This is a genomic window from Parapedobacter flavus (genome assembly GCF_035818675.1).
In the GTDB taxonomy this organism is placed as follows: domain Bacteria; phylum Bacteroidota; class Bacteroidia; order Sphingobacteriales; family Sphingobacteriaceae; genus Parapedobacter; species Parapedobacter flavus.
Window position 1 is genome coordinate 105,324 of sequence record NZ_JAYKZZ010000018.1, and the last position, 24,626, is coordinate 129,949.

Here is a 24,626-nt window from a genome sequence, read left to right on the forward strand (position 1 = left end):
GGCCTCCCGCACCAAGAGGGTCTACAGGTTGTTTTCAAATGAAGCCGGCGATGAGGCGTCGGCCAAACGGACGCCGCTGCGGCGGTAGCCATGTAGGTTGGGATGCTCGATGATTTCCTTCACCGAGATGAGCTTATACACATAGCTTCCGGTCTCCTTGTTCAGTTTCAACCGGAAGTAGTTGTCTTCCCGCTGCCTGTTGATTGCACGTAAAAGATTACCCTCGCCGATATTGAAGGCTGCGGCAACCAACGTCCAGCTGTTAAACTCACGGTACAAAGCCTTAATGTATTTCGCTGCCGCAACGGTAGATTTCTCAATGCTCTGCCGTTCGTCAACCACACTATCCACCCGCAGCCCAAATGACCTGGCCGTAGCAGGCATAAACTGCCAATAGCCCGAAGCACCGCGGTGCGATGTGGTACCACTGGTAAAGCCACTTTCAACCAAGGGAACATACTTGAAATCTTCCGGAACGCCGTATGTACGCAAAATGGCGGCTACCTTGGGTAACGCGTGCACGGCTTTGCGATGCAACCCATGGGAGCGACGCTTAGCGTATGAAAATTCGCGGAGATAACGCATCATCTTCTCTTCAATATGCTGGTCGCCCAACGGCACATTTTCGTCAGCAAAAGACAGGGATGCAAAATAAGGTGTGTTTCGGATGGCGCTGATATCCGCTTGCATCAGTATTCGTTGAGCCAACGAATCGTCAGACCATGTTGTCGTATGCAGCTCATCGGCTGATACTTCATAGGTGTACAGCTTGAAGAGCGACACCATTACTAAAACCGCACCGAAACAGAGCAGTTGTTTTTTTATCATTCAAACCCTTTTCTGCAACTTAATGGCCATAAACGACACGATAAGTTGCTTGATCTAAAAAGCTGGCGACAAAAGTAAAAATTATTTTATTAATATACAAACAGTTACAAAATCACACATTGTACTTTAACAAATTTTAACGTATCTTTTCGGGTTATTTTTCCGTGAATAAAGAGTGATAGGCCTTTTAACCCGTATTTTTTGATTACTTTTGCAGCTTACATTTTTTACGGTAAAAATCATGCCATTTAGTAACAAAAGGAATAGTCGCGATGACAACTCCAATCGCCGGCGCAAATCAACCTCCGACTACTCAAAAGCGAAAGGCCGCAAGTTCCGTAGCCCCGATACACCCGGAAATGAAACGCGGGGGGATAAACCGGGTCGGGGCACTTACGGCAACAAGCCATATGACCCCTCAAAAAAGCGGCGCGAGCGTACAGATGTGCGCACGAAGCAACATAACGTTGTGGAACGCAAAGACGACGGGCTCATACGCCTCAACCGATACATAGCCAATGCGGGCGTCTGCTCCAGACGGAAGGCCGACGAACTTATAGAGGCTGGCGTAGTTTCGGTCAATGGCGAAGTCGTTACCGAGTTGGGCAGCAAAGTAGATCCAGCCAAAGATGAGGTACGCTACAATGGGGAGCGACTGCGCAGGGAGAAGATGGTTTACGTTCTGCTGAACAAACCCAAAGACTATATTACGACGACAGACGACCCCCAAGAAAGACGCACGGTGATGCAGTTGGTGGCTAAGGCCACCCGCGAGCGGATTTACCCGGTGGGCAGGCTAGACCGCAATACCACGGGCTTACTCTTGTTGACCAATGACGGTAATTTAGCTGATAAACTTTCCCACCCACGCAATAACGTGGCCAAGATATATAACGTGGAGCTGGATAAAAACCTGACCCAGGGCGACTTGAATAAAATCACCTTCGGTTTGGAACTGGAAGACGGTTTCGTGAAACCCGATGCCGTTAGCTACGTGCAAGGCGCCAGTAAACGTGAAGTGGGCGTGCAGATCCATAGCGGCAAAAACCGGATCGTGAGACGTATTTTCGAGCATCTTGGTTATGACGTTATCCGGCTCGACCGGGTAGTGTATGCAAACCTCACCAAAAAGGACCTCCCCCGTGGGCGGTGGCGCTATCTTGAAGAAAAGGAAATCATCCAACTCAAACACTTTATCAAAACATCATGACAGATCCGAAATCCCTTACGTCCGTAGCAGCTTTCCACAAAACATTTAAACATCCTGTGCTCCCCGAGCCAACGATCCCAAACGAAAATCGTTGTAAATTGCGGGTAGCCCTCCTTGCTGAAGAGCTCAATGAATTGGAGGAGGCGATTGCTGCCCGAGACCTCACAGAGGTAGCTGACGCGCTGTGTGATCTGCAATACGTATTGTCGGGTGCCGTACTGGAGTTTGGATTGGCCGATAAATTCGGTGAGCTGTTTGACGAAGTACAGCGCTCGAACATGAGCAAAGCGTGCAAAACGGTACAGGAAGCCGAAGAGACCGTTGCCCATTACCAAAATAAGGGGGTACCATGCTATTACGAAGAAGCAGACGGCCATTACCTCGTTTACCGTACGGAAGACCGTAAGACACTTAAATCGGTCTACTACTCCCCTGCCGACCTGAAAGGGATATTGGGCTCGTAATTACTGCCCTGGAAGGCGCCTCGGCGCTCTAATTCTTTGTCGATGTATGTCTGGATTGCCGATTTGCCCTTTCCCCAATTCGGGGCAATCAACAGTTCTTGGTCCGCCAACCCAAATAGTCGCTGGACGACGATATCGGGACGCAGTAATGGAATAAACTGGCAGAGGAAATCCGTGTATTCTTCCAAGCTGAACACATGGAATGGTTCGCGCTTATAGTGCACCCCCATGATTGAACCTTCCACAACATGGAGGTGATGGAGTTTCACAAACTTGATCTGGGGAAACCGATTAATTTCATCGGCATACCGCAGCATCATCTCGCGGGTTTCCCACGGGAATCCAAAAATGGTATGCACACAGATATCCAACGGACTCCCCTTTACAAGCCCTAGGGCTGTCTCCAGTTCCTGATGGGAACATCCGCGGTTGATCCTATTTAATGTTTCATCATAGATGGACTCCATACCCATCTCCAAATCCACGTCATAGCGATCGGTATAGCTTTCGAGCAAGACAACTTTTTCAAAGTCAATGCAATCGGGGCGCGTACCTACAGATAAGCCGACCACATGTTCCGGTGCCACGCTAAGCGCCTCGTCATACATCGCTTTGAGGTAATGAACGGGCGCATACGTGTTGGTGTTGGGTTGGAAATAAATGATGAATTTCTCCGCCCCGTAACCATTTACCGCCCGCTGGATACCTTCCTCGACCTGTTCGCGGATTGTAGGCAGCTTCCGTGCCGAATCGGGCGTAAATGAGTCTACATTGCAATACGTGCACCCCCCAAAACCTTTACTTCCGTCACGGTTCGGACAGGTGAATTGACCGTCTACAATGATTTTGAATACCCGCTTGCCATCGTATTTAGCGCGTAGGTGCGCGCCGTAATGATTATAAGGCTTCTGCCCGATATCGAGGAGTGTTCCCATGATGGGTGCAAAGATACGTTAAAAAAAACCGCCGGGTATACCCCGGCGGTTTTGAATTAATTAACTATTAGTCACCAATCGATCCAATCACCGATTAATCTTCCTCTTTGGAAGCCAGCAATTGGTCGTATTCCTCTTGGGACCCTACAATGATGCCCTCGTAGTCGCGTAAGCCTGTTCCCGAAGGAATCAAGTGACCCACGATGACATTCTCTTTCAAGCCGAGGAGGTTGTCGCGTTTGCCCGCGATAGATGCTTCGTTCAGCACCTTGGTGGTTTCCTGGAAGGATGCCGCCGAGATGAACGACTTCGTTCCCAACGACGCACGGGTAATTCCCTGCAACAAGGGGCTCGATGTAGCAGGTATCGCGTCGCGTACCTCAACCAATTTCAAATCGCGTCGTTTCAATCCGGAATTCACGTCCCGTAATTTACGCATCGACACAATCTGCCCTGGTTTCAGTTCTTCGGAATCGCCCTCATCCACGACCACTTTCTTGTCGTAAATATCGTCATTCTCTTCAACGAAATCCCAGCGGCTTACCGCTTGTCTTTCCAGGAACCGTGTGTCGCCCGGATCAGCGATTTCAACCTTCTGCATCATTTGGTGCACAATGGTCTCGAAATGCTTATCGTTGATTTTTACCCCTTGCAGACGGTAAACTTCCTGTATACCATTAACGAGGTACTCCTGCACGGCCGAAGGGCCTTTGATAGCAAGGATATCGGCGGGAGAAATCGATCCGTCCGACAGCGGCATACCGGCCTTTACAAAGTCGTTGTCCTGAACGAGAATATGCTTTGACAACGGCACCAAGTATTTCTTGATCTGTCCGTCGCGCGATTCGATGGATATTTCACGGTTACCACGCTTCACACCGCCCAACGTTACCACACCGTCTATTTCAGTTACAACAGCAGGGTTAGATGGGTTACGTGCTTCGAACAGCTCGGTAACACGTGGTAAACCACCCGTAATATCGCGCGTCTTACCCGTCGAACGCGGAATCTTAGCGAGAATTACCCCTTCTTTTACCGTAACGCCGTCATTTACCGAGACGTGTGCGCCAACCGGGATATTATATGTACGGATAACCGCACCTTTACCATCGAGAATCTTAATCGCCGGATTCTTGGTTTTATCACGCGTATCGATAATTACCTTTTCACGGTGTCCGGTTTGCTCATCGGATTCCTCACGGAAGGTAACACCTTCGATAATGGACTCAAACTCAACCTTACCACCGAACTCGGAGATAATCACCGCATTATACGGATCCCACGAGCAAACACGCTGGCCTTTTGCCACCGTATCGCCCGCATTGACGTAAAGGAACGAACCGTAAGGGATATTGTTAGTCATCAATACCTTCTTCGATTCGGGATCGACAATCCGGAATTCGCCGGAACGGCCGATAACCACCTGATCGGGGCCTTCTTCACCCTCATGTGGAACCGATCGGATATTTTCCAACTCAACGATACCGTCAAATTTGGCGAATATCTGCGATTCCGCAGCAATGTTGGATGCTGTACCACCCACGTGGAACGTACGGAGGGTTAGCTGGGTACCCGGCTCACCGATAGACTGCGCAGCAATTACACCGACAGCCTCGCCTTTCTGTACGCGTTTACCGGTGGCAAGGTTCCGTCCATAACACAATGAACAGACACCGCGCCGACTCTCGCAAGTCAATACAGAGCGGATTTCCAATCCTTCAACAGAAGAATGCTCGATTTTCGATGCAACCCCTTCATCAATATCCTGATCGGCAGCGACCAATAAATCACCGGTTACCGGATCGTATACATCGTGCAACGATACGCGGCCGAGTATCCGATCATACAACGGTTCGATAATGTCTTCATTATCTTTCAATGCCGTGGTATAAACACCTCTCAAGCCACCGCAGTCTTCATCAACCACAATCATATCCTGGGCCACATCATGCAAACGACGGGTCAGGTAACCCGCATCCGCCGTCTTCAACGCCGTATCCGCAAGACCTTTACGCGCACCGTGCGTAGAGATGAAGTATTCGAGTACAGACAGCCCCTCTTTGAAGTTAGAGAGGATAGGATTCTCGATAATCTCTCCGCCAGACGAGCCTGATTTCTGTGGCTTCGCCATCAAACCCCGCATACCGCAAAGCTGACGGATCTGCTCTTTGGAACCACGGGCCCCAGAGTCGAGCATCATATACACCGAGTTGAACCCTTGATTGTCGGTCGATAGAATCTCCATCACGTTTGCCGTCAACCGGTTATTGATACGGGTCCAGATATCGATGATCTGGTTATACCGTTCGTTGTTGGTAATGAAGCCCATGTTATAGTTGTTCATCACCTCTTCAACCTCTGTTGTCGCCTGTTCAATCAGGTCAACCTTCGCATCCGGGATATTCAAATCCTGCAGGTTGAACGAAAGTCCACCCTTGAATGCCATCTGGAAACCGAGCTCCTTGATTTCATCCAGGAACTTAGCTGCACGTGCCATACCGGTATTTTTCACTATTCTTCCGATAGTGTCCCGCAACGACTTCTTGGTCAGTAGCTCATTCACATACCCGATTTCTTCGGGAACAACCTGGTTGAACAATACGCGTCCAACGGTCGTTTCGATGACCCGTTCTTCGATATTACCGTCCGCACCCTTTACCTTGGTCTTCACCTTGATAAAGGCGTGCAAATCGATTTGCTTTTCGTTGTGCGCAATAATCACTTCCTCGGCCGAGTAGAAAGTCATCCCTTCGCCTTTGACTACCCGAGTTTCATCGGTTTTGCGGCCTTTCGTCATGTAGTAAAGCCCCAATACCATGTCTTGGGAAGGAACCGTAATCGGTGTACCGTTCGCCGGGTTGAGGATGTTATGCGATGCGAGCATCAATATCTGTGCTTCCAGGATCGCCGCATTACCCAAAGGCAAGTGTACCGCCATCTGGTCACCGTCAAAGTCGGCGTTGAATGCCGTACACACCAATGGATGGAGCTGTATGGCTTTCCCTTCTACCAGTGTCGGCTGAAACGCCTGGATACCCAAGCGGTGCAGTGTTGGCGCCCGGTTAAGCAACACGGGGTGTCCCTTCAATACGTTTTCAAGGATATCCCATACCACGGGATCTTTCCTGTCTACGATCTTCTTCGCGGATTTCACCGTTTTCACAATACCCCGCTCAATCATCTTACGGATAACGAACGGTTTGTATAGTTCGGCAGCCATGTCTTTAGGTAGACCGCATTCATGCAGTTTCAGGTTTGGGCCTACCACGATAACCGAACGCGCAGAGTAATCTACACGTTTACCCAACAAGTTCTGGCGGAACCGGCCCTGCTTTCCTTTAAGGATGTCGGAAAGCGATTTCAATGCCCGGTTGCCTTCCGTTTTCACGGCATTCACCTTGCGGGAGTTATCAAACAGTGAGTCTACTGCTTCTTGCAACATCCGCTTCTCATTACGGAGAATCACTTCCGGAGCCTTGATTTCCATCAAGCGCTTCAACCGGTTGTTACGGATGATGACACGGCGATATAAATCATTAAGGTCGGAAGTCGCGAAACGACCGCCTTCCAAAGGCACCAGTGGCCGTAACTCGGGCGGAATAATAGGTACGATTTTCACGATCATCCATTCCGGCCGGTTTTCTATCCGATCGCGCGAGCCGCGGAACGCTTCAACCACTTGCAGGCGTTTCAACGCTTCGTTTTTGCGCTGCTGTGATGTTTCGTTGGCCGCTTGGTGGCGCAAATCATACGAGAGCTGGTCGAGATTAAGGCGTTTCAACAATTCCTCAAGCGCTTCAGCTCCCATCTTAGCGATGAATTTCTGCGGATCGGTATCGTCGAGGAACTGGTTTTCTTTCGGCAAGGTATCCAGAATATCGAGATACTCTTCCTCCGTAAGGAAATCCATGTACTTGATACCGTCCTCTTCCTTTACGCCGGACTGGATGACCACGTATCGCTCGTAGTAGATAATCATATCGAGCTTCTTCGTGGGAAGCCCCAGCAGGTAGCCAATTTTATTGGGCAGGGAACGGAAATACCAGATGTGGGCGACAGGCACCACCAAACTGATATGGCCCATGCGCTCACGGCGCACTTTCTTTTCGGTTACTTCCACGCCGCAACGGTCGCAAACGATCCCTTTATACCGGATACGTTTATACTTACCGCAGTGGCACTCATAATCCTTTACCGGACCAAAAATACGTTCGCAGAACAAACCATCGCGTTCCGGCTTATACGTCCGGTAATTGATTGTTTCCGGTTTAACCACCTCGCCACTTGAGCGCTCGAGAATGATCTCGGGCGACGACAAGCTAATCGTAATGGAGGTGAAGTTGCTTTTTATCTTATTATCCTTTTTGTAAGACATACTTTCGTTTCTAAAGTTAAACGCGCTTGCTTGATTAATCCAGCGTGATATCCAAACCTAATCCCCTCAATTCATGCACAAGTACGTTGAACGATTCGGGCACAGATGGGGTCGGGAGGTTATTGCCTTTCACAATGGCTTCATAGGTCTTCGCCCTACCCACCACATCGTCGGATTTAACCGTTAGGATTTCCTGAAGGATATTGGACGCGCCGAATGCTTCCAGAGCCCAAACTTCCATCTCACCAAAACGCTGACCACCGAACTGGGCTTTACCGCCCAATGGTTGTTGCGTAATAAGCGAGTATGGGCCGATGGAGCGAGCGTGCATCTTATCGTCTACCATGTGACCCAGCTTTAGCATATAGATGATACCCACCGTTGTCGGTTGGTCAAAGCGCTCACCGGTTAACCCGTTATAGAGGTAAGTCCGTCCGGATGCCGGGAGCTCGGCCTTTTTCACCCATCCTTCTACCTCTTCAGTAGAAGCACCGTCAAAGATCGGCGTTGCAAACTTGACACCCAGCTTCTTACCGGCCCAGCCCAATACGGTTTCGTAAATCTGGCCGAGGTTCATCCGTGAGGGCACCCCCAATGGGTTCAATACGATATCTACCGGTGTACCGTCCTCGAGGAAAGGCATGTCCTCGTCGCGAACAATCCGCGCAACGATACCTTTGTTCCCGTGGCGACCGGCCATCTTATCACCCACTTTGAGCTTACGCTTCTTCGCGATGAATACTTTAGCCATCTGCACAATACCCGAAGGCAGTTCGTCGCCGACACTGATGGCAAACTTATCGCGCTTATAGGCTCCCAGTTCCTCATTCAACTTGATGTTGTAGAAATGGAGCGTCTGCTTGATCAGCTCGTTCTTGTCGTCGTCGGTCGTCCATCCTGTCGGATTGATATTGGCATATTCCAACTCGGTAAGGATACGTTGAGTAAATTTCGATCCCTTGGGTACCAGCAACTCTTTATATACGTTGTAAACGCCCTGAGAGGTTTTACCATTCACAATGGTGAACAGCTTATCTATCAACCTATCCTTCAGCACCTTCAGCGCCTTTGTGTGTTGAGTATCCAGTTGGTCGAGTGCTTTCTTCTCTTCTTCCTTCGCCACTTTCTTCGCACGCGAGAACAACTTGGTGTCGATGACCACACCATTAATAGATGGTGGGGTTTTCAACGATGCGTCTTTCACGTCGCCTGCCTTATCGCCAAAGATGGCACGGAGCAGTTTCTCCTCGGGGGATGGATCGGATTCACCCTTAGGGGTAATCTTACCGATGAGGATATCGCCATCGCGTACTTCGGCTCCCACACGGATGATGCCATTTTCGTCCAAATCCTTGGTCGCTTCCTCAGAAACGTTCGGGATATCTGACGTAAGCTCCTCCTCGCCACGTTTCGTATCGCGCACTTCCAGTTCAAACTCCTCGATATGCAACGATGTGAAAATGTCTTGGCTCACCACGCGTTCGGAAATAACAATCGCATCCTCAAAGTTAAACCCTTGCCATGGCATAAATGCCACCTTCAAGTTACGCCCCAATGCGAGTTCACCGTCTTGGGTAGCATATCCTTCGCACAGCACTTGTCCTTTCGTTACTTCCTGTCCTTTTTTTACAATCGGTTTCAGGTTAATGCAGGTGCTCTGGTTCGTCTTTTTGAACTTGATTAAGCGATAGGTCTTCACATCATCATCAAACGAAACCAACCGATCATCATCCGTACGTTCATACCGGATCTTAATCTCATTGGCATCCACATATTCCACTACGCCTTTCGCTTCGGCGTTGATCAGTGTCCGGGAGTCGCGTGCTACGCGGCCTTCCAGACCCGTACCGACCACCGGTGCCTCCGGACGTAACAATGGCACCGCTTGGCGCTGCATGTTGGAGCCCATCAAGGCGCGGTTCGCGTCGTCGTGTTCCAAGAATGGAATCAACGAAGCTGCGATGGAGGTAATCTGATTGGGCGCGATATCCATCAAATCCAGCTTTTCCGGCTCAATAACCGGAAAGTCACCCTCATACCTTGCTTTTACCTTCGGGGTAATAAAGTTCCCCTTATCGTCGTATTCCGCATTCGCTTGCGCAATGGTTTTACCGTCTTCATCCTCTGCAGACAGGTAAATCACCGGCTCTTCAACCACAACCCGCCCTTCATCAACGCGCCGGTAAGGCGTTTCGATAAAGCCGAGGTTGTTAATCTTCGCGTGCACACAAAGTGACGAAATCAACCCGATATTCGGTCCTTCCGGGGTCTCTATTGTACACAACCTACCGTAGTGTGTATAGTGCACGTCGCGCACTTCAAACCCTGCACGCTCACGCGAAAGTCCCCCAGGCCCCAGGGCAGATAGCCTACGCTTGTGCGTAATCTCGGCCAATGGGTTTGTTTGGTCCATGAACTGCGACAGCTGGTTGGTACCAAAGAACGAATTGATGACAGACGATAATGTACGTGCGTTAATCAAATCGGTAGGTGTAAACACCTCGTTGTCACGAATGTTCATCCGCTCGCGGATGGTACGGGCCATACGGGAGAGCCCTACGCCAAACTGTGAATACAATTGTTCTCCCACGGTACGCACCCGCCGGTTAGACAAGTGGTCGATGTCGTCGACTTCCGCTTTGGAGTTGATCAAGTTGATCAGGTATTTCACAATGGCAATGATATCCTCACGGGTAAGCACTTTGGTCTCATCCGGAGTATCCAACTTCAACTTGCGGTTGATACGGAACCGGCCTACATCGCCAAGGTCATAGCGTTTATCAGAGAAGAACAAGCGTTCGATAATGCCGCGAGCCGTTTCCTCATCAGGCGGTTCGGCGTTACGCAATTGCCTGTAGATATGTTCCACAGCCTCTTTCTCCGAATTCGACGTATCCTTTTGCAGGGTATTGTAAATGATGGAATAGTCGGCGTTGTTGGCCGTATCTTCCTTGGTGAGGATGATGGACTTCACACCCGCTTCGATAATCAGTTCGATGTGGTCATCTTCCAATACGGTTTCCCGTTCCAATATCACTTCGTTACGGTCGATGGAAACCACCTCACCGGTATCTTCGTCTACAAAATCCTCAATCCACTTCTTCAACACCCTAGCGGCCAACTTGCGGCCTACATATTTCTTAAGCCCCGATTTGCTCACCTTCACCTCGTCGGCCAGTTCGAACAACTCCAAGATATCCTTGTCGGAATCGTAGCCAATAGCCCGCAAAAGGGTCGTGACCGGGAATTTCTTTTTACGGTCGATATACGCATACATCACGTTGTTCACGTCGGTAGCGAACTCAATCCACGACCCTTTGAAAGGGATTACCCGGGCAGAGTACAATTTCGTACCGTTGGTATGTCGGCTCTGGCCGAAAAACACACCCGGTGAACGGTGCAGTTGCGATACGATAACCCGTTCCGCGCCGTTGATAACGAAAGTCCCCTTCGGCGTCATGTACGGAATGGTTCCTAAATAAACGTCTTGCACGATGGTTTCGAAATCCTCATGCTCTTCGTCGTTACACGAAAGACGTAGCTTCGCCTTGAGCGGCACGCTATAGGTAAGCCCACGCTCAATACATTCCTGTATACCGTAACGCGGTGGATCAATGAAATAATCCAAAAACTCAAGTACGAAGATGTTCCTTGAATCAGAAATGGGGAAGTTTTCGGAAAATACCTTAAACAGCCCTTCCTGGTGGCGGTTATCGGAAGTTGTTTCAAGTTGAAAAAACTCCCTGAAAGATTCCAATTGCACATCCAGAAAATCAGGGTAATCGATTACCTTTCTGCTGCTAGCAAAATTTACTCTTTCGGTTTGAATATTTTTGTTTGCCAAGGGAATAAGATTTTAGTTTAACTATTTAAACTGCACTTTTGATACTGCTTTCGCCTTGTTCGGGCACCCATACAGCACGGATGTGGGTATTGACACAAAGAGGACAAGTCATAAACAGGAATAGACTCTGACGAAATTCACGTCAGAGTCTACCCCATTCAGGTGTGTTGTATGAACTGAATTAGTTGAGCTCAACAACAGCTCCTGCTTCTTCAAGTTGCTTTTTCAACGCTTCAGCTTCGTCTTTCGCTACACCGGTTTTGATTTCTTTCGGCGCACCGTCAACCAAGTCTTTGGCTTCTTTCAGGCCGAGACCAGTCAATTCCTTAACCAATTTAACCACGGCTAATTTCTGACCACCAGCTTCTTTCAAAATCACATCGAACGCTGATTTTTCTTCCGCTGCGGCAGGCGCATCACCGCCAGCAGCCGGACCAGCAACAGCCACTGCCGCAGCAGCAGGCTCAATACCGTGCTCGTCTTTCAAGATTTGAGCTAACTCGTTAACTTCCTTTACTGTCAAGTTTACCAACTGCTCTGCAAACGCTTTTAAATCTGCCATTTTATTTTAATTTTTGAATTTACTTTTTTAAAAAACTATTAACAATCCTTTGGGTATTTTTGATTGGAGGGACCCGATTAACCTCTTTCTTGTAAAGTTTTAACCAAACCGGACAGTGTATTACCACCAGACTGAAGTGCGGAAACCACATTCTTAGCAGGCGATTGCAACAAGCCGACGATATCGCCGATGAGCTCCTGCTTCGATTTAAGCTTGCTCAACGTGTCAACCTGGTTATCACCGATAAACACCGATGCATCGATATAGGCACCTTTCAACACGGGCTTATCGCCTTCTTTGCGAAGCTCCTTAATCAATTTGGCCGGCGCACTTCCGGTTTCGGAAAACAACATGGTCGATGACCCTCGCAAAACGCCGATTAGCTCTTCCGAATCAACCCCGGCGGCTACAAGCGCTTTTTGGATCAGGGTGTTTTTCGCCACTTGGATCGCGATGCCTTTATCAAAGCATTTACGGCGTATCCCGTTGACTTTCGCTACACTCAAATCAGCAGTGTCGGTGATGTAAAAATTACCGTACGATTTAATCTGCTCAGTTAAAGCATTAACAATTTCTTGCTTTTCTTCTCTTTTCATGATTAAATTCCCGCTACTGATTTCATTTCAATTTGAACACCTGGACTCATGGTGGAAGAAAGATAAATGCTCTTGAAATAAGTGCCTTTAGCCGCAGACGGCTTCAATTTGGAAAGGGTCTGCAATACTTCCAAGGCGTTATCATAAATCTTTTCCGATGAAAAAGATGCTTTACCAACAGACGTATGGATAATCCCCGTCTTGTCCACCTTGAAATCAATCTTCCCTGCTTTCACGTCGGTCACTGCCTTACCGATATCCGTCGTTACCGTACCTGTTTTCGGGTTAGGCATCAGGTTCCGTGGACCCAGGATACGGCCCAACCTACCTACTTTTGCCATCACACTCGGCATGGTAATAATGATATCAATATCGGTCCATCCACCTTCAATCTTGCTGATATAATCGTCCAATCCGACATAGTCTGCTCCTGCAGCCTTGGCCTCTTCTTCCTTATCGGGTGTACAGAGAACCAATACGCGGACAGTTTTGCCCGTACCATGTGGCAGCGTGGCGATACCACGCACCATTTGATTTGCTTTACGGGGATCCACGCCGAGGCGCACATCGATATCCACCGACGCATCAAACTTTGCATTGGTCATATCCTTTACCAAGGCCGCAGCCTCTTCCAAAGTATATGCCTTACCAACTTCAATCTTGGATAGTGCCGCTTTCTGATTTTTTGTTAATCTTGCCACTTTCTTAAACTGATTTCGTTAATTAATTATTCCAGGGCGCACTACCACTCACGGTAATACCCATACTACGCGCCGTTCCGGCAACCATGCGCATGGCCGATTCAACCGTGAATGCATTCAAATCAGTCATTTTATCCTTGGCAATGGTTTCCACTTGTTCCCAAGTAACCGCACCCACCTTCTTCCGGTTAGGTTCGCCCGATCCCTTCTTTACGCCCGATACTTCCACCAACTGGACAGCAACGGGAGGGGTCTTGATGATAAAATCGAATGATTTGTCGCTATAAACGGTAATCACGACGGGCAATACCTTGCCTGGCTTGTCTTGCGTACGGGCATTGAACTGCTTGCAAAACTCCATGATGTTCACCCCCTTTGCACCCAAAGCGGGCCCAACTGGAGGCGATGGATTCGCAGCGCCACCCTTCACCTGTAATTTTACTAACGCACTGACTTCTTTTGCCATTTCTCGATCTTAAATTTAATTAAATAAATGTTTGTTAGTAAGTTGGAAGCATATAACGTAACATTTAGATTTTGAAGCGCTTATCGCGTTAAATACGTTCGCACCCCAAAACGGAGTGCAAAGGTACAACTTTTTTATTAATATAGGGATTCTTTTATTCTTTCTCTACCTGAATATAATTCAATTCAAGGGGTGTCTTACGACCGAAGACCTTCACCATCACCTTTAACTTCTTCTTCTCCTCGTTTACCTCTTCGATTTCACCGGTAAATCCGTTGAACGGGCCGTCATTAACTTTCACCAACTCACCCACGTAAAACGGCACACTCATCAACTCGCCCTGTTCCGACATCTCATCCACCTTACCTAAAATACGGTTGATCTCTGCCGGACGCAACGGAATGGGGTTCCCTGCTTTATCGCCCAAGAAGCCAACCACACTGTTGATGTTCTTGATCACGTGTTCCAGCTCACCATCCAATGCAATTTCGATTAACACGTATCCCGGATAGAAGTTGCGCTCCTTGGCGACTTTCTTGCCATCGCGCATCTGGTAATACTTCTCCATCGGAATCAGCACCTGGGGTACAAGATGACTGATGCCCAAGCGGTTTACCTCAGCTTCAATATATTGCTTTACCTTTTTTTCCTTACCGCTTACGGCCCTTACAACATACCATTTCAGTGCTTGATCTGCCATTTCTTCTTTCCCGACAATTAAGAGCCAATATTATAGAACAATTCCAGCATGTTACTCGATGCTTTATCCATTCCGAAAATAAGCAGCGCGATAATGATGGATGCAACTAATACGACCACGGCCGAATTCTGCAGTTGCCCCCAAGTGGGCCAAGTGACCTTCTGGGTCATCTCGACATAGGAGTCTTTTATAAATTCAAGTACGTTTGCCATTCTGTCGATAATTAGCACGGGCACCAGGATTCGAACCCAGATCAAAGGTTTTGGAGACCTCTATTCTACCATTGAACTATGCCCGTGTATTTTAGACACGATTAGCTAATCAGCACTTTACTGATTAGCTAATCGGCTAAATAAATCCGATCCCAAGGACCGATTTATTTGATGATTTCAGTTACCTGTCCGGCACCTACCGTTCTACCACCTTCACGGATAGCGAAACGAAGGCCTTTTTCCATCGCGATAGCGTTGATCAATTTCACAGTGATTGTTACGTTATCACCAGGCATAACCATCTCTACGCCATCAGGCAATGCAATCTCTCCGGTTACGTCTGTGGTACGGAAATAGAATTGCGGACGGTATTTGTTAAAGAATGGGGTATGGCGACCACCTTCTGCTTTTGACAATACGTAAACTTCCGCCTTGAACTCGGTGTGCGGAGTTACGGTACCTGGCTTACAGATAACCATACCACGGCGGATATCGGTCTTCTCAATACCACGCAACAACAGCCCCACGTTATCACCAGCTTCACCGTAATCCAAAATCTTACGGAACATTTCCACCCCTGTTACAGTAGACTTCAGGTTCTCAGCACCCATTCCAAGGATCTCAACCGGATCGCCCGAGTTGATAACACCACGCTCGATACGGCCTGTAGCCACAGTACCACGGCCAGTGATAGAGAATACGTCTTCAATCGGCATCAGGAACGGAAGGTCTGTCAACCGCGGAGGAATCGGGATGTGCGAATCTACCGCATCCATCAATTCCATGATTTTATCTACCCACTGTTCTTCGCCGTTCAAACCACCAAGGGCAGAACCGCGGATTACCGGGATATCGTCGCCTGGGTATTCGTAGAATGACAGCAACTCACGGATTTCCATTTCCACCAAATCCAACAGTTCGGGGTCATCCACCAAGTCAACTTTGTTCATAAACACAACCAGCGCAGGAACGCCTACTTGGCGAGCCAACAGGATGTGCTCACGTGTTTGAGGCATGGGGCCGTCGGTAGCAGCTACCACGATGATGGCACCGTCCATTTGGGCAGCACCCGTAACCATGTTTTTCACATAGTCGGCGTGACCCGGGCAGTCAACGTGCGCATAGTGACGGTTTGCAGTTTGATATTCAACGTGTGATGTATTAATGGTGATACCACGCTCTTTTTCTTCCGGAGCGGAGTCAATCGAATCAAATGAACGGGCTTCAGAAAACCCCTTTTCCGCCAATACCTTTGTAATTGCAGCGGTAGTGGTTGTCTTACCGTGGTCAACGTGACCGATCGTACCAATGTTTAAGTGCGGCTTACTGCGGTCAAATTTCTCTTTTGCCATGTTTATGCGAATTAGTAATTTAAAATTTTAATGTATAAATGTTAACCCTATGTTACCCTTACGAGCCAATGATGGGACTTGAACCCATGACCTCTTCCTTACCAAGGAAGTGCTCTACCGCTGAGCTACATCGGCTTTTGTGCTTACAATCAAACCCCGTCAATTCACCAACTTGATGGGCTGACGGAGCATGCATGCCTAAACACCTTATGAGCGGAAGACGGGCCTCGAACCCGCAACCTATAGCTTGGAAGGCTATCGCTCTACCAATTGAGCTACTTCCGCTTTGTGTGGGGGGAGAAGGATTCGAACCTTCGAAGCCGAAGCAACGGATTTACAGTCCGTCCCATTTGACCGCTCTGGAATCCCCCCAGTTTTTTTTGAGCCCCCTGCCGGGATCGAACCAGCGACCTACTGATTACAAGTCAGTTGCTCTACCAGCTGAGCTAAGGAGGCAAAACCTCAAAAAACACCCCTTTTCTTAGGGACTGCAAAGATATACAAACTTGGTTTAATACAAAAATTATTTACAAAAATCTAAACGGGGTATGGCATCCCTATATAAACACGATGCTGCATTCCGCTTCTTATCTGTATCTTCGCCGCATAAATCACACTATGGGAGTCGTCATACAACATTGTTTCCTCTTCCTGGCCTTATCGGGTATCGTATTTCCCGCCATCGCGCAGGAGCGGAAAAACCTTTGGGATCACCCGCTCATCAAGCGCTTCATCTCCCCCGAGAAAGACACCTCACGGTCGGCCGGTTTCGTGGTGCTGCCCGCATTGGGATACGCACAGGAAACCGGATTGGAATTTGGCTTGGTGGGTGTTTATAATTTCTATGCCAACAAGGCGGATACGACCATCCGTACCTCCAACGTTACCTTCATTGGTACGTTCACCACCCAACGGCAAACCAATCTCAAATTGGAATCTGACATCTGGACCACCGGCAATCGATACCATTACATCAGCGAACTCCGCTTCCGTAATTTCCCGTTCAATTTTTACGGACTTGGAAACGAAACAGTGGCACAGGATAAAGATGTGGTGCTCATGCAATGGATCCGGGTGCGGCTGGAGGGCGAACGCGAGCTCGCCACCAACTATTATGGCGGATTCAACATCGCTTATGAACGCTACCATTTTTCCGATGAGGAAAGCGGCGGAATCTTTGAAAGCATGCAACCCTATGGACATGAAGGCGGATACCACCTCCTATTGGGCATCTCCCAATTGTACGATACCCGAAACCGGAACACGTATACCACCAAGGGCCATTATGCGCGGGTCAAATATGCATATTCGCCGGGCTTCGGTGGCGGCACCAACTTCCGGGGCAGCTTGGTCGATGTTGATCTGCGTACGTTCTTCCCCCTCACCGGCGAACTCACCTTGGGCTTGAACGCCAATTACGAAACATCCTTCGGCAATCGGGTACCCTTTTATGTTTATCGCGAATTGGGCGGCGATATGATGATGCGGGGTTACTATAACGGTCGTTACCGCGACCGGAGCTTGTTGGCTGCGCAAGGCGAATTGCGTTACCGCTTCCATCCGCGGTTGGGTGTGGCTGGGTTCGCCGGCACCGGTTCTACTTACCACGATGGGCTGTCCAATACGCGATTCGTGCCATCTTTCGGCGGTGGCATCCGTTACTTCTTCGATCTGGAACACCAAAGCAGCATCCGGCTGGAATATGGCTTCGGCGAAAAGCGACCGGGTGAAAAACGGCAAGGCGGGTTCTACCTCGCGCTGAGCGAAGCATTCTAACGTTTAAGCATGTATCTCGTGAAAAAGGCTGCTTTCCGACCATGGAAAGCAGCCTTTCTCAATCAGCCTGCATTTGAGCGAACCGGGTGAAATCAGAACCCGTGCTCCAAAATCTCTTCCCATTCCGTATCGAGCGCAACGGAAAAGCCATTGATCGCACCGGAATCTCCGAGTAAGTTGCCGGTAAGTCGCAGTATTTGGTTATTTCGTAAATCTTCGGTTATCGTTACCGTATTGAGTATCACATCACCTTCACCATAAGCTATCAACTCATAGCTGATACTCCCTCCAACATCAATCAAGCCGAAAAATTGGTGTAAGGCGATGTGATCTTCAGCGAAATCAAAATCACTGAACTGAATACGCTCGACCTCCGATTCTTCTTTCGCAGCGGGCATACCGAATGGCGTGTATAGAAAATTGTCGTGTAGCCGAACAATTTCAATCTTTTTGACCCGTTGAAGGTTAGTCTCCGAATCCGTGAAGTCGAACTCGACCAAACTGTAGCATCGGTTCAGTGTCACCGTCTCTTCCACATTGGCTTCGTCGACTATTACACTCTCCAATAATGCGGCATAAGAGACCGCTCGATAATCGTCAAAGTGCTGACCAAAATAAAACTCACTTGCATGGGTTAAATTCTCGGGGAGCAGCACGCCTTTCTCCGATCGATACGCTACAAAAAGCACATCGTAATTGCCATCCGCCAGATTCACATCGAGTGTACCACCATCACCAAGGGCATCCATCGGGAGCTGCTGTTGCTGCACCACACTGCCATCTTCGGATGAGAAGATGTAATAATGCAATGTGCTGGGTGTGGTTGGGGCTTCAGTCTCCATATTGTATACGCCCGAAAGGCGGATGTTGTCGAGATGAACTACGCCTCCACTTTCACTGTATTCTTTGCCTTCGCCGCGATCTCCAGCCAAAAAAACCATCTTGAAAAGCACCATATCTACGTCAGTGAATTCAGCAAAATCAGCAATTTCAAAGGTGTACGCGTTCCATTGTGTACTCTTCGTTTTCTCAAATTGATTGCTCGCACTCCATTCTTTATATGTTACTCCATCGTCTACGGAATATAAAAATGAAAAATCTTTGGGACCTGTATCTGAGCTTTTTATATCAAAGGCCAGTGCCGCTAAATTTTCGACAGCATTAATCGGCAAACTGATTGTCAGTGAGCTTGCACCAGTGATCTTAAGTGCATGGCCCGCCTCAAATGGGGCCAACGCATGCCCATTAACGAAGTTCGAGCTTTTTCCCTCAAACGCGATCACCGCCCCTACCTCATCCACAGCAACATCCGGCACCAAATCCTCGTTATTAAACGACCAGTAATATAAGTACTGCGGTTCCACCCTGGGTTCGATATTCTTCAATGCCTGTAGTCCCTTACCCGCCGCCCCGAGCGCCAAGCGGGCGGTGCCCTGCGAGCCATCCATAGGCCTCGTCTCCGCCGTGAAACCCTCCAGTTTAAATGTCACATTCCTTAATTCGTCTGTCGGCAGCGGAGGAATGTCCCGCTTGCAGCCGGACAGAAAAAAACTGGTCAATAAAAAAACGTATAACGAACCCCTCAAAAGATGGCGTAATGATTTCATTAGATAAATAGTTTAATGGTTTATAAAAAAGTACCGGGTGAGTGGCATGGGAGCCACTCACCAATATTCTCAAATAGGTACGACGGTGCCCAACACATGAGATGAGGTGTCGGGGATAAAAATAGTCTATTAGATAAAAAAAGTCAAGAAAAACCGTAAAATTTATCAAAATAGTTTAGTCCGGTTAAGAAATCACGTTAGGTTTTTGCTGGCTTTCGGATAACTTTCCTTTAAACGTTGGATTTCGTATACAAGGAAAATTGCCTCGGCTAGCTTTTCAAAATAGGCCATCACCTTGAATGGCTCTTTTACATTATTGAAGAGCCCCTCGCTCCCCTCCTTATAAGCGTGGATCAGTAAATCATCAATAAACTCATGCCATTCGCTAAGGCTATGAAAGGCAAAAAAATCATCCAGAAACACGCGGATATCATTCATCTCATCGCGATTCAAACAGCTGAAATTGTTCTCATAGCTCCGTACATTTCCGGACTTCAAATCTAGTTTGCCACAATACAGGACAAACAGAATCTCAACGACTTTGATGACCTGAATTTGGTTATATGCATAACTTTTATGGATGCCCTCAAAGAATTCTTCACGATAGGAATAGGCGGTTTTCACGAGATCAAGGATATCCCGATTTAAGTAATACAACGCGGTTTCCCGTTCACAAAGTTCTTCGATATAAGTGAGAGGGTTTTCAATCTCCTCAGCACTCAGGTGCCGGAAGCGGGCTTGGTTTACTGGCGCCGGGTTTAAAGGATGCTGATTGTTGTCCATGATTAACACGATTTAAGTTTAACTTCAATTCAATACCACAAAGATACTATCTTTTGATACATGTTGCAATTAAAAAGCTAATATTCTTATCGTTTAATACGGTAACAGACTAATAACCAATCAAAAAAATCCCGCCACACCTTTCACAGCATGGACGGGAAATAACAATATCCAATTAAAATCTAGTTCAGGACTTATTGACCGACAACGCCTGTTCAATCATAAACTGTAAACTTTGACGGTGCGCCACCGTTTGTGCGTCGGCATCCCCGGCACCATCCAATTTCACTTTAAGATCCTTCAACGTCGCTAACGCGCCAGCTTTGCTCGCGTAGTCGTATCCGCCTTTGGCTTCCAGGATGCCAATCAATGCTTTGACATAATCCGTTTGCAGGTTCTGCCGGATCAGGTTGACATTTCCGCCTAAGTCGGCCGCAAAGATATTTGTCGTCAGGTCCTTCATCACATCAGTGACCGAGTATGCATTACCATAAAGACTACTGTTGCTGATGCGCGCAAGCGTTGTTGGGTGCAGGATGTGAGAAAGCGTGCTCACCTGCAGCGACCTAAACGTACTCTGCGGTTTATAATCTTCGGTACCGCTGAAGAAATTGAAACCCCGGCGTTGCCGTTGCAGATAGGGGAACAGTGCGTAGTCCGTTTCAAATGCATCGGGGGCATACACATACTTGCCCAGTAGCTCCATGGCCTTCTTCTGGGTTTCCAGCGGCACGGGGGTATACGGCTCGGCATCCGTTTCCTGCCCCACAAAACTACGGTCTACATACACCCCGCCAATGTAGCGGCTGATGGCCGATGCCATACTGGCGCGTTGGCTATTCAGTTGGCCATAGCGCTGCAGCAATTCCTGATACCCATGATTGGGCCGGGTAAACCGCTCTTTCAGCTTCGGCATCATATCGTTGACCAACAAAAAACGTTCCTCGCCATACGCCATCATGTCGCTCGAGTGGTCATTTATCATCACCCGCGGATCGATTGCTTTGCCCGGGCTACGCATATCATCCGCATCATTGCCAAAAGCCAACTGCGGGTCCGTGCTGCGGCTCAAAATCTTGTCCAGTCCTTTGGCTTCTTCAGCCGTTGAAAAAGGCGTATAGCCATATTCAATGGCCCAGATATCGTAAGGACCGGCTTTGGTGGTGTAATAATCGCCCTGTTTACTGCGGTCGCGGCTCACGTTGATGGCCGGATAGTCCATCACCGACCCCTGCAGACCGATCTTTCGAGTCAGCTTGGTATCGTGCAGCTGCTCGGGACTAAGCATCTGGCTTGCCCGCATGTTATGGTTCAACCCAAGGGTATGTCCCATCTCATGCATAATCAGGTAATACAGGAACTGCTTGTGCATCTCTTTCACCGCGTCAGACTTACCGGTTTCACTCCCTTTGGCACCGAGGGTCTCCACGGCTACGATGCCGGTTTGGAACTGCATGCTCAGCTCGTTGGCCAAGTTGCACAGCGCCATCCGGTTCACCTGCGAATGGTGGATGTATTCCGCTTGCGGAGCCACTGCCTGCTCAGGATGTTCCCAAGGTAGCGATGCCAGCGCGGCATTACCGCCGTTGAACAGGTCGTCCATCACCGGCGTGCCTGCACCCGACTTCCACTCCACGGTAATATCGGCCCCCAGGATCTGGCCGGTAAGTGGGTTATAAAAACTGGGGCCTATGGCGCCGTAGCTAGGGCTGGACGACGATTTCCAACGGATTACATTATAAGCAATATCGGCCGGATCCCATTCGGCATCATCGGGCATTTGTTTCATCACGATGGCATTCTTGAAGCCCGCGGCTTCAAACGCCTCGTTCCATTTCTCGCCCGCTTCCTTAATGATGGGGCGGTACTCGTACGGCGTGGTATTCTCTATCCAGAATACAATCGGCTCCACCGGTTCGCTCAACTTCGCATTCGGATTTTTCTTTTCCAGGTGCCAGCGGCTAATGAAGTCGCGGTAGGGCGTGGGCGATACCGAGGTAAGGTCATCCACCTGGGCACCGAAATAGCCCACACGTGGATCATCCCGCCGCGAGCGGTAGCTGTTTTGGGGTACTTCAAGGAACGAGTGCTGCATCTTCACCGTTACGTACCGTGCATCGGTAATGTCCTTACCGCCCCCATTCATGGGCGCCGGATTTTCATAGGTCAATCGCACCACCACATCCGTATTGTGCGGAAACGAACGTACCGTATCGTAGCTCGATTTACCCGTGTTCAAGTTACCCAGGTTGAACCGCGCCGTCGGTGGCGTTCCGGGAGGCATCACTGGCTTTACGGCATCCAGCTTATTGCTGATAAATAAGCCATCAATCGAAATGAGGTAACCTGCACTGTCTGAAGCAGCGATCTTTTCCGAATGAAAAATGGTCTCCGCCACATCCGCATTGGCTGCCTTGCTCACGGGGTTGGCAGGGTCATAATAAAAAGCTGTGTTCTTCCGCAGGAACTCGATTTTATCGTGGTTCTTTCGGATGCTGAACAACCAAGTATCGCGAATCATATTCTGATTGAGGTACAAGGCTGTGGGACCGCCCATCGAAAAACTCTGGTAAATAAAGTCTTTATCCAGCTGCTCCTTCGTGAGGTATAACTGTAAACTGGCTGTTGCAGTATCCCGGTATAACGTAAAAAGTCCGTCGATCTTCTTGCTCGACTTCACCTTATCGTCCACACTGGGTTTCTCGTCTTTCTTTTTCTTCACTGAATCTGCTGCCGCCTTTGCGGTGCTATCCGGCGGCGTCACCTTCGCGGTGTCCGGTTGGTTTTTAGGAAGGGTGTCCTGCAGCGAATATACCGCTACATGGCCCGAAGCAGGCGCACCCAGAAACAGGCTACCCACTACAGTTGCTAACAATGCGTACTTCATACGATTTTGGTTAAAATTAATACATTCATGTGCGGTCCTTTGCCGTCCAAAGCCGAGGCTCATTATGTTGAGACGCGCAGTTACCGAATTAGTTGCATGCGAACATCGTAAATTATTGCCGTACCACCCGCAACTTTTGTGTTACAAAACAAACCGTTGCGGATTAAATCGTAATAATCCTTTACCTGATTGGGATTGTCGCCGTTGAGATGGAAAGGTCAACAAAAAAAAACAAAGAAATACGCACTTTAGAGAATGATGGTGGTAATGGTTTCGCCAAAGCGGGGTTCGGGATCAATGCCCCTACCGATATAGGCTGCGCGGAACTCATAATGCCTATAGCTTTGCAACCCGTCAATCGTGATGCGTGAATAGCTGGAGATGACGGTTGTCCATTCCCCGGAACCGGCCAGCCGGTAATCGAAACGGTACATCAATGCGGGTTCGAAACGCCCGGCGCTCACCACGGCCGTTCCACTGCCGGGCTCGCCATACTTCACGCGGAAGCGATGCGGAAGCGGCATCCTATCGATCCGTTCGGCGGATTTCCGCAATTCCATACCGGCACTCAAGATGGCCGCACGATCGCTCCTTGATTCGCGCTCCACATACAGTGCCAGGCTGCGGAGCGAACCGGCGAGCTGCTTCTTACACGCACGTTTTAACTCACCCTTCAGCCGATCGCCACCGGCCGCTTCCACCAGCGCGCCCCGGTATGCTTCCAAATGCCGGCGCACCGTAGCCAAGGCCGGTTCAGGATCGGGAAAGTGTTCATTGTCGGTTAACTTCGTAATGATTGATTCGGCTAAAGCGTCCAAATCGGCATCTTTCTCCTTGCTGAAATCATAAATCACATACGCCATAACAACTTACCATTTCCCAAAAGTACTAAATTCATCGGAATTGACTTCACCTCATTTCCCATACGAATTGAATCATTACCCGAATACATGAAATCATTACCCGTAAACAACACAGCCATTCCCAAAACTGATGCACCGATCCCCAGAACCAATCCTTCTTTTCCCAGCATCACTCCCCCATATCCCTACAACATGGCGGCATTTCCAAACCGCGTATACCTGCCGCCCAGTACCGGGAGCCTGTATACCAATAACAAGCAGGCACTGCCCACACCCCCCGGCCCGATCCCCTTAACCTCGCTGGGGGTTCCCCTAAATGCAGGAAGCGCTCCCAACTGATCTCCCACACCGCCCAATGACCTATCGGCAACACCCAATAACTTACGTATGCGTCCCAAATGCACCCGGCCATGGCCCATTACCACGAAGGGAGTTCGCAATTGCGATTACCGAAAACCCACTGCA

General features: G+C 48.9%; 19 protein-coding genes, 5 tRNA genes and 1 pseudogene. 3 read left to right on the top strand and 22 right to left on the bottom strand.

Features of this window, described 5'->3' with window-relative positions:
• Positions 1 to 21: 21 nt before the first annotated feature.
• The gene (locus U9S71_RS15695) at positions 22 to 828 is read right to left on the bottom strand and encodes a lytic transglycosylase domain-containing protein (RefSeq protein WP_326328549.1); all 807 of its coding nucleotides are present in this window, start codon (positions 826 to 828) and stop codon (positions 22 to 24) included.
• A 481-nt stretch (positions 829 to 1,309) separates the two neighbouring features.
• Between U9S71_RS15695 and U9S71_RS15700 the strand changes: the two are divergent.
• Together U9S71_RS15700 and U9S71_RS15705 are read left to right on the top strand one after the other, a co-directional pair.
• Positions 1,310 to 2,038: pseudogene (locus U9S71_RS15700) on the top strand (pseudouridine synthase); the annotation flags it as partial.
• The gene (locus U9S71_RS15705; RefSeq protein WP_326328550.1) at positions 2,035 to 2,502 is read left to right on the top strand and encodes a nucleoside triphosphate pyrophosphohydrolase family protein; all 468 of its coding nucleotides are present in this window, start codon (positions 2,035 to 2,037) and stop codon (positions 2,500 to 2,502) included. The pseudogene U9S71_RS15700 and the gene U9S71_RS15705, both read left to right, overlap by 4 nt.
• On the opposite strand, the gene mnmL is transcribed toward U9S71_RS15705, so the two are convergent.
• The 15 genes from mnmL to U9S71_RS15780 form a co-directional block, all read right to left on the bottom strand.
• On the bottom strand, positions 2,463 to 3,437 hold the full coding sequence (gene mnmL / locus U9S71_RS15710) for a tRNA modification radical SAM protein MnmL/YtqA (RefSeq protein ID WP_326328552.1): 975 nt from the start codon (positions 3,435 to 3,437) through the stop codon (positions 2,463 to 2,465). The genes U9S71_RS15705 and mnmL overlap by 40 nt on opposite strands.
• Before the next feature lie 94 nt (positions 3,438 to 3,531).
• A complete protein-coding gene (gene rpoC, locus U9S71_RS15715) occupies positions 3,532 to 7,812 on the bottom strand; it encodes a DNA-directed RNA polymerase subunit beta' (RefSeq protein ID WP_326328554.1) in 4,281 nt (1,426 codons plus the stop codon).
• Positions 7,813 to 7,846: 34 nt separating this feature from the next.
• Positions 7,847 to 11,656, bottom strand: a complete 3,810-nt coding sequence (rpoB, locus tag U9S71_RS15720) for a DNA-directed RNA polymerase subunit beta (protein ID WP_326328555.1) — start codon at positions 11,654 to 11,656, stop codon at positions 7,847 to 7,849.
• Between the two features lie 181 nt (positions 11,657 to 11,837).
• The gene (gene rplL, locus U9S71_RS15725) at positions 11,838 to 12,218 is read right to left on the bottom strand and encodes a 50S ribosomal protein L7/L12 (RefSeq protein WP_326328557.1); all 381 of its coding nucleotides are present in this window, start codon (positions 12,216 to 12,218) and stop codon (positions 11,838 to 11,840) included.
• Between the two features lie 77 nt (positions 12,219 to 12,295).
• Positions 12,296 to 12,814, bottom strand: a complete 519-nt coding sequence (gene rplJ, locus U9S71_RS15730; protein WP_326328558.1) for a 50S ribosomal protein L10 — start codon at positions 12,812 to 12,814, stop codon at positions 12,296 to 12,298.
• Positions 12,815 to 12,816: 2 nt separating this feature from the next.
• On the bottom strand, positions 12,817 to 13,515 hold the full coding sequence (gene rplA, locus U9S71_RS15735; RefSeq protein ID WP_326328559.1) for a 50S ribosomal protein L1: 699 nt from the start codon (positions 13,513 to 13,515) through the stop codon (positions 12,817 to 12,819).
• 22 nt (positions 13,516 to 13,537) lie between these two features.
• Positions 13,538 to 13,981: a 50S ribosomal protein L11 gene (gene rplK, locus U9S71_RS15740; protein WP_326328560.1), complete on the bottom strand. Its 444-nt coding sequence runs from the start codon at positions 13,979 to 13,981 to the stop codon at positions 13,538 to 13,540.
• A gap of 154 nt (positions 13,982 to 14,135) precedes the next feature.
• A complete protein-coding gene (nusG, locus tag U9S71_RS15745) occupies positions 14,136 to 14,681 on the bottom strand; it encodes a transcription termination/antitermination protein NusG (protein ID WP_326328561.1) in 546 nt (181 codons plus the stop codon).
• A gap of 17 nt (positions 14,682 to 14,698) precedes the next feature.
• Positions 14,699 to 14,893, bottom strand: coding sequence for a preprotein translocase subunit SecE (gene secE / locus U9S71_RS15750; RefSeq protein WP_326328562.1), 195 nt, complete (start codon positions 14,891 to 14,893; stop codon positions 14,699 to 14,701).
• Positions 14,894 to 14,908: 15 nt separating this feature from the next.
• Positions 14,909 to 14,979: transfer RNA gene (locus U9S71_RS15755), tRNA-Trp, on the bottom strand.
• Between the two features lie 78 nt (positions 14,980 to 15,057).
• Positions 15,058 to 16,245, bottom strand: a complete 1,188-nt coding sequence (tuf, locus tag U9S71_RS15760; RefSeq protein WP_326328564.1) for an elongation factor Tu — start codon at positions 16,243 to 16,245, stop codon at positions 15,058 to 15,060.
• Positions 16,246 to 16,308: 63 nt separating this feature from the next.
• A tRNA-Thr gene (locus U9S71_RS15765) sits at positions 16,309 to 16,380 on the bottom strand.
• Positions 16,381 to 16,457: 77 nt separating this feature from the next.
• A tRNA-Gly gene (locus tag U9S71_RS15770) sits at positions 16,458 to 16,530 on the bottom strand.
• A 6-nt stretch (positions 16,531 to 16,536) separates the two neighbouring features.
• Positions 16,537 to 16,617: transfer RNA gene (locus tag U9S71_RS15775), tRNA-Tyr, on the bottom strand.
• Between the two features lie 11 nt (positions 16,618 to 16,628).
• A tRNA-Thr gene (locus U9S71_RS15780) sits at positions 16,629 to 16,701 on the bottom strand.
• Positions 16,702 to 16,863: 162 nt separating this feature from the next.
• Here U9S71_RS15780 and U9S71_RS15785 point away from each other — a divergent pair.
• Entirely contained in the window at positions 16,864 to 18,021 is a 1,158-nt protein-coding gene (locus U9S71_RS15785) for a BamA/TamA family outer membrane protein (RefSeq protein ID WP_326328565.1), read from the top strand.
• A 92-nt stretch (positions 18,022 to 18,113) separates the two neighbouring features.
• Here the strand turns inward: U9S71_RS15785 and U9S71_RS15790 are convergent, their stop codons facing one another.
• The 6 genes from U9S71_RS15790 to U9S71_RS15815 form a co-directional block, all read right to left on the bottom strand.
• Positions 18,114 to 19,580 (bottom strand): hypothetical protein, encoded by a 1,467-nt coding sequence (locus U9S71_RS15790; RefSeq protein WP_326328566.1) that lies wholly within the window; start codon positions 19,578 to 19,580, stop codon positions 18,114 to 18,116.
• 240 nt (positions 19,581 to 19,820) lie between these two features.
• On the bottom strand, positions 19,821 to 20,411 hold the full coding sequence (locus U9S71_RS15795) for a hypothetical protein (RefSeq protein WP_326328568.1): 591 nt from the start codon (positions 20,409 to 20,411) through the stop codon (positions 19,821 to 19,823).
• Positions 20,412 to 20,598: 187 nt separating this feature from the next.
• A complete protein-coding gene (locus U9S71_RS15800) occupies positions 20,599 to 23,298 on the bottom strand; it encodes a zinc-dependent metalloprotease (protein ID WP_326328570.1) in 2,700 nt (899 codons plus the stop codon).
• Positions 23,299 to 23,546: 248 nt separating this feature from the next.
• Positions 23,547 to 24,161: a fibronectin type III domain-containing protein gene (locus U9S71_RS15805; RefSeq protein ID WP_326328572.1), complete on the bottom strand. Its 615-nt coding sequence runs from the start codon at positions 24,159 to 24,161 to the stop codon at positions 23,547 to 23,549.
• Positions 24,149 to 24,331: a hypothetical protein gene (locus tag U9S71_RS15810; RefSeq protein WP_326328574.1), complete on the bottom strand. Its 183-nt coding sequence runs from the start codon at positions 24,329 to 24,331 to the stop codon at positions 24,149 to 24,151. The genes U9S71_RS15805 and U9S71_RS15810 overlap by 13 nt, the downstream gene beginning before the upstream one ends.
• 15 nt (positions 24,332 to 24,346) lie before the next feature.
• A complete protein-coding gene (locus U9S71_RS15815) occupies positions 24,347 to 24,601 on the bottom strand; it encodes a hypothetical protein (RefSeq protein WP_326328575.1) in 255 nt (84 codons plus the stop codon).
• Positions 24,602 to 24,626 lie beyond the last annotated feature (25 nt).

Coding starts and splice junctions, on each gene's coding strand:
- U9S71_RS15810 (WP_326328574.1), bottom strand. CDS start 24,331: ATGCTGGGAAAAGAAGGATTGGTTCTGGGGATCGGTGCATCAGTTTTG.
- rpoC (WP_326328554.1), bottom strand. CDS start 7,812: ATGTCTTACAAAAAGGATAATAAGATAAAAAGCAACTTCACCTCCATT.
- nusG (WP_326328561.1), bottom strand. CDS start 14,681: ATGGCAGATCAAGCACTGAAATGGTATGTTGTAAGGGCCGTAAGCGGT.
- U9S71_RS15785 (WP_326328565.1), top strand. CDS start 16,864: ATGGGAGTCGTCATACAACATTGTTTCCTCTTCCTGGCCTTATCGGGT.
- U9S71_RS15795 (WP_326328568.1), bottom strand. CDS start 20,411: ATGGACAACAATCAGCATCCTTTAAACCCGGCGCCAGTAAACCAAGCC.
- U9S71_RS15800 (WP_326328570.1), bottom strand. CDS start 23,298: ATGAAGTACGCATTGTTAGCAACTGTAGTGGGTAGCCTGTTTCTGGGT.
- U9S71_RS15695 (WP_326328549.1), bottom strand. CDS start 828: ATGATAAAAAAACAACTGCTCTGTTTCGGTGCGGTTTTAGTAATGGTG.
- mnmL (WP_326328552.1), bottom strand. CDS start 3,437: ATGGGAACACTCCTCGATATCGGGCAGAAGCCTTATAATCATTACGGC.
- tuf (WP_326328564.1), bottom strand. CDS start 16,245: ATGGCAAAAGAGAAATTTGACCGCAGTAAGCCGCACTTAAACATTGGT.
- secE (WP_326328562.1), bottom strand. CDS start 14,893: ATGGCAAACGTACTTGAATTTATAAAAGACTCCTATGTCGAGATGACC.
- U9S71_RS15705 (WP_326328550.1), top strand. CDS start 2,035: ATGACAGATCCGAAATCCCTTACGTCCGTAGCAGCTTTCCACAAAACA.
- rplK (WP_326328560.1), bottom strand. CDS start 13,981: ATGGCAAAAGAAGTCAGTGCGTTAGTAAAATTACAGGTGAAGGGTGGC.
- rplL (WP_326328557.1), bottom strand. CDS start 12,218: ATGGCAGATTTAAAAGCGTTTGCAGAGCAGTTGGTAAACTTGACAGTA.
- U9S71_RS15805 (WP_326328572.1), bottom strand. CDS start 24,161: ATGGCGTATGTGATTTATGATTTCAGCAAGGAGAAAGATGCCGATTTG.
- rplJ (WP_326328558.1), bottom strand. CDS start 12,814: ATGAAAAGAGAAGAAAAGCAAGAAATTGTTAATGCTTTAACTGAGCAG.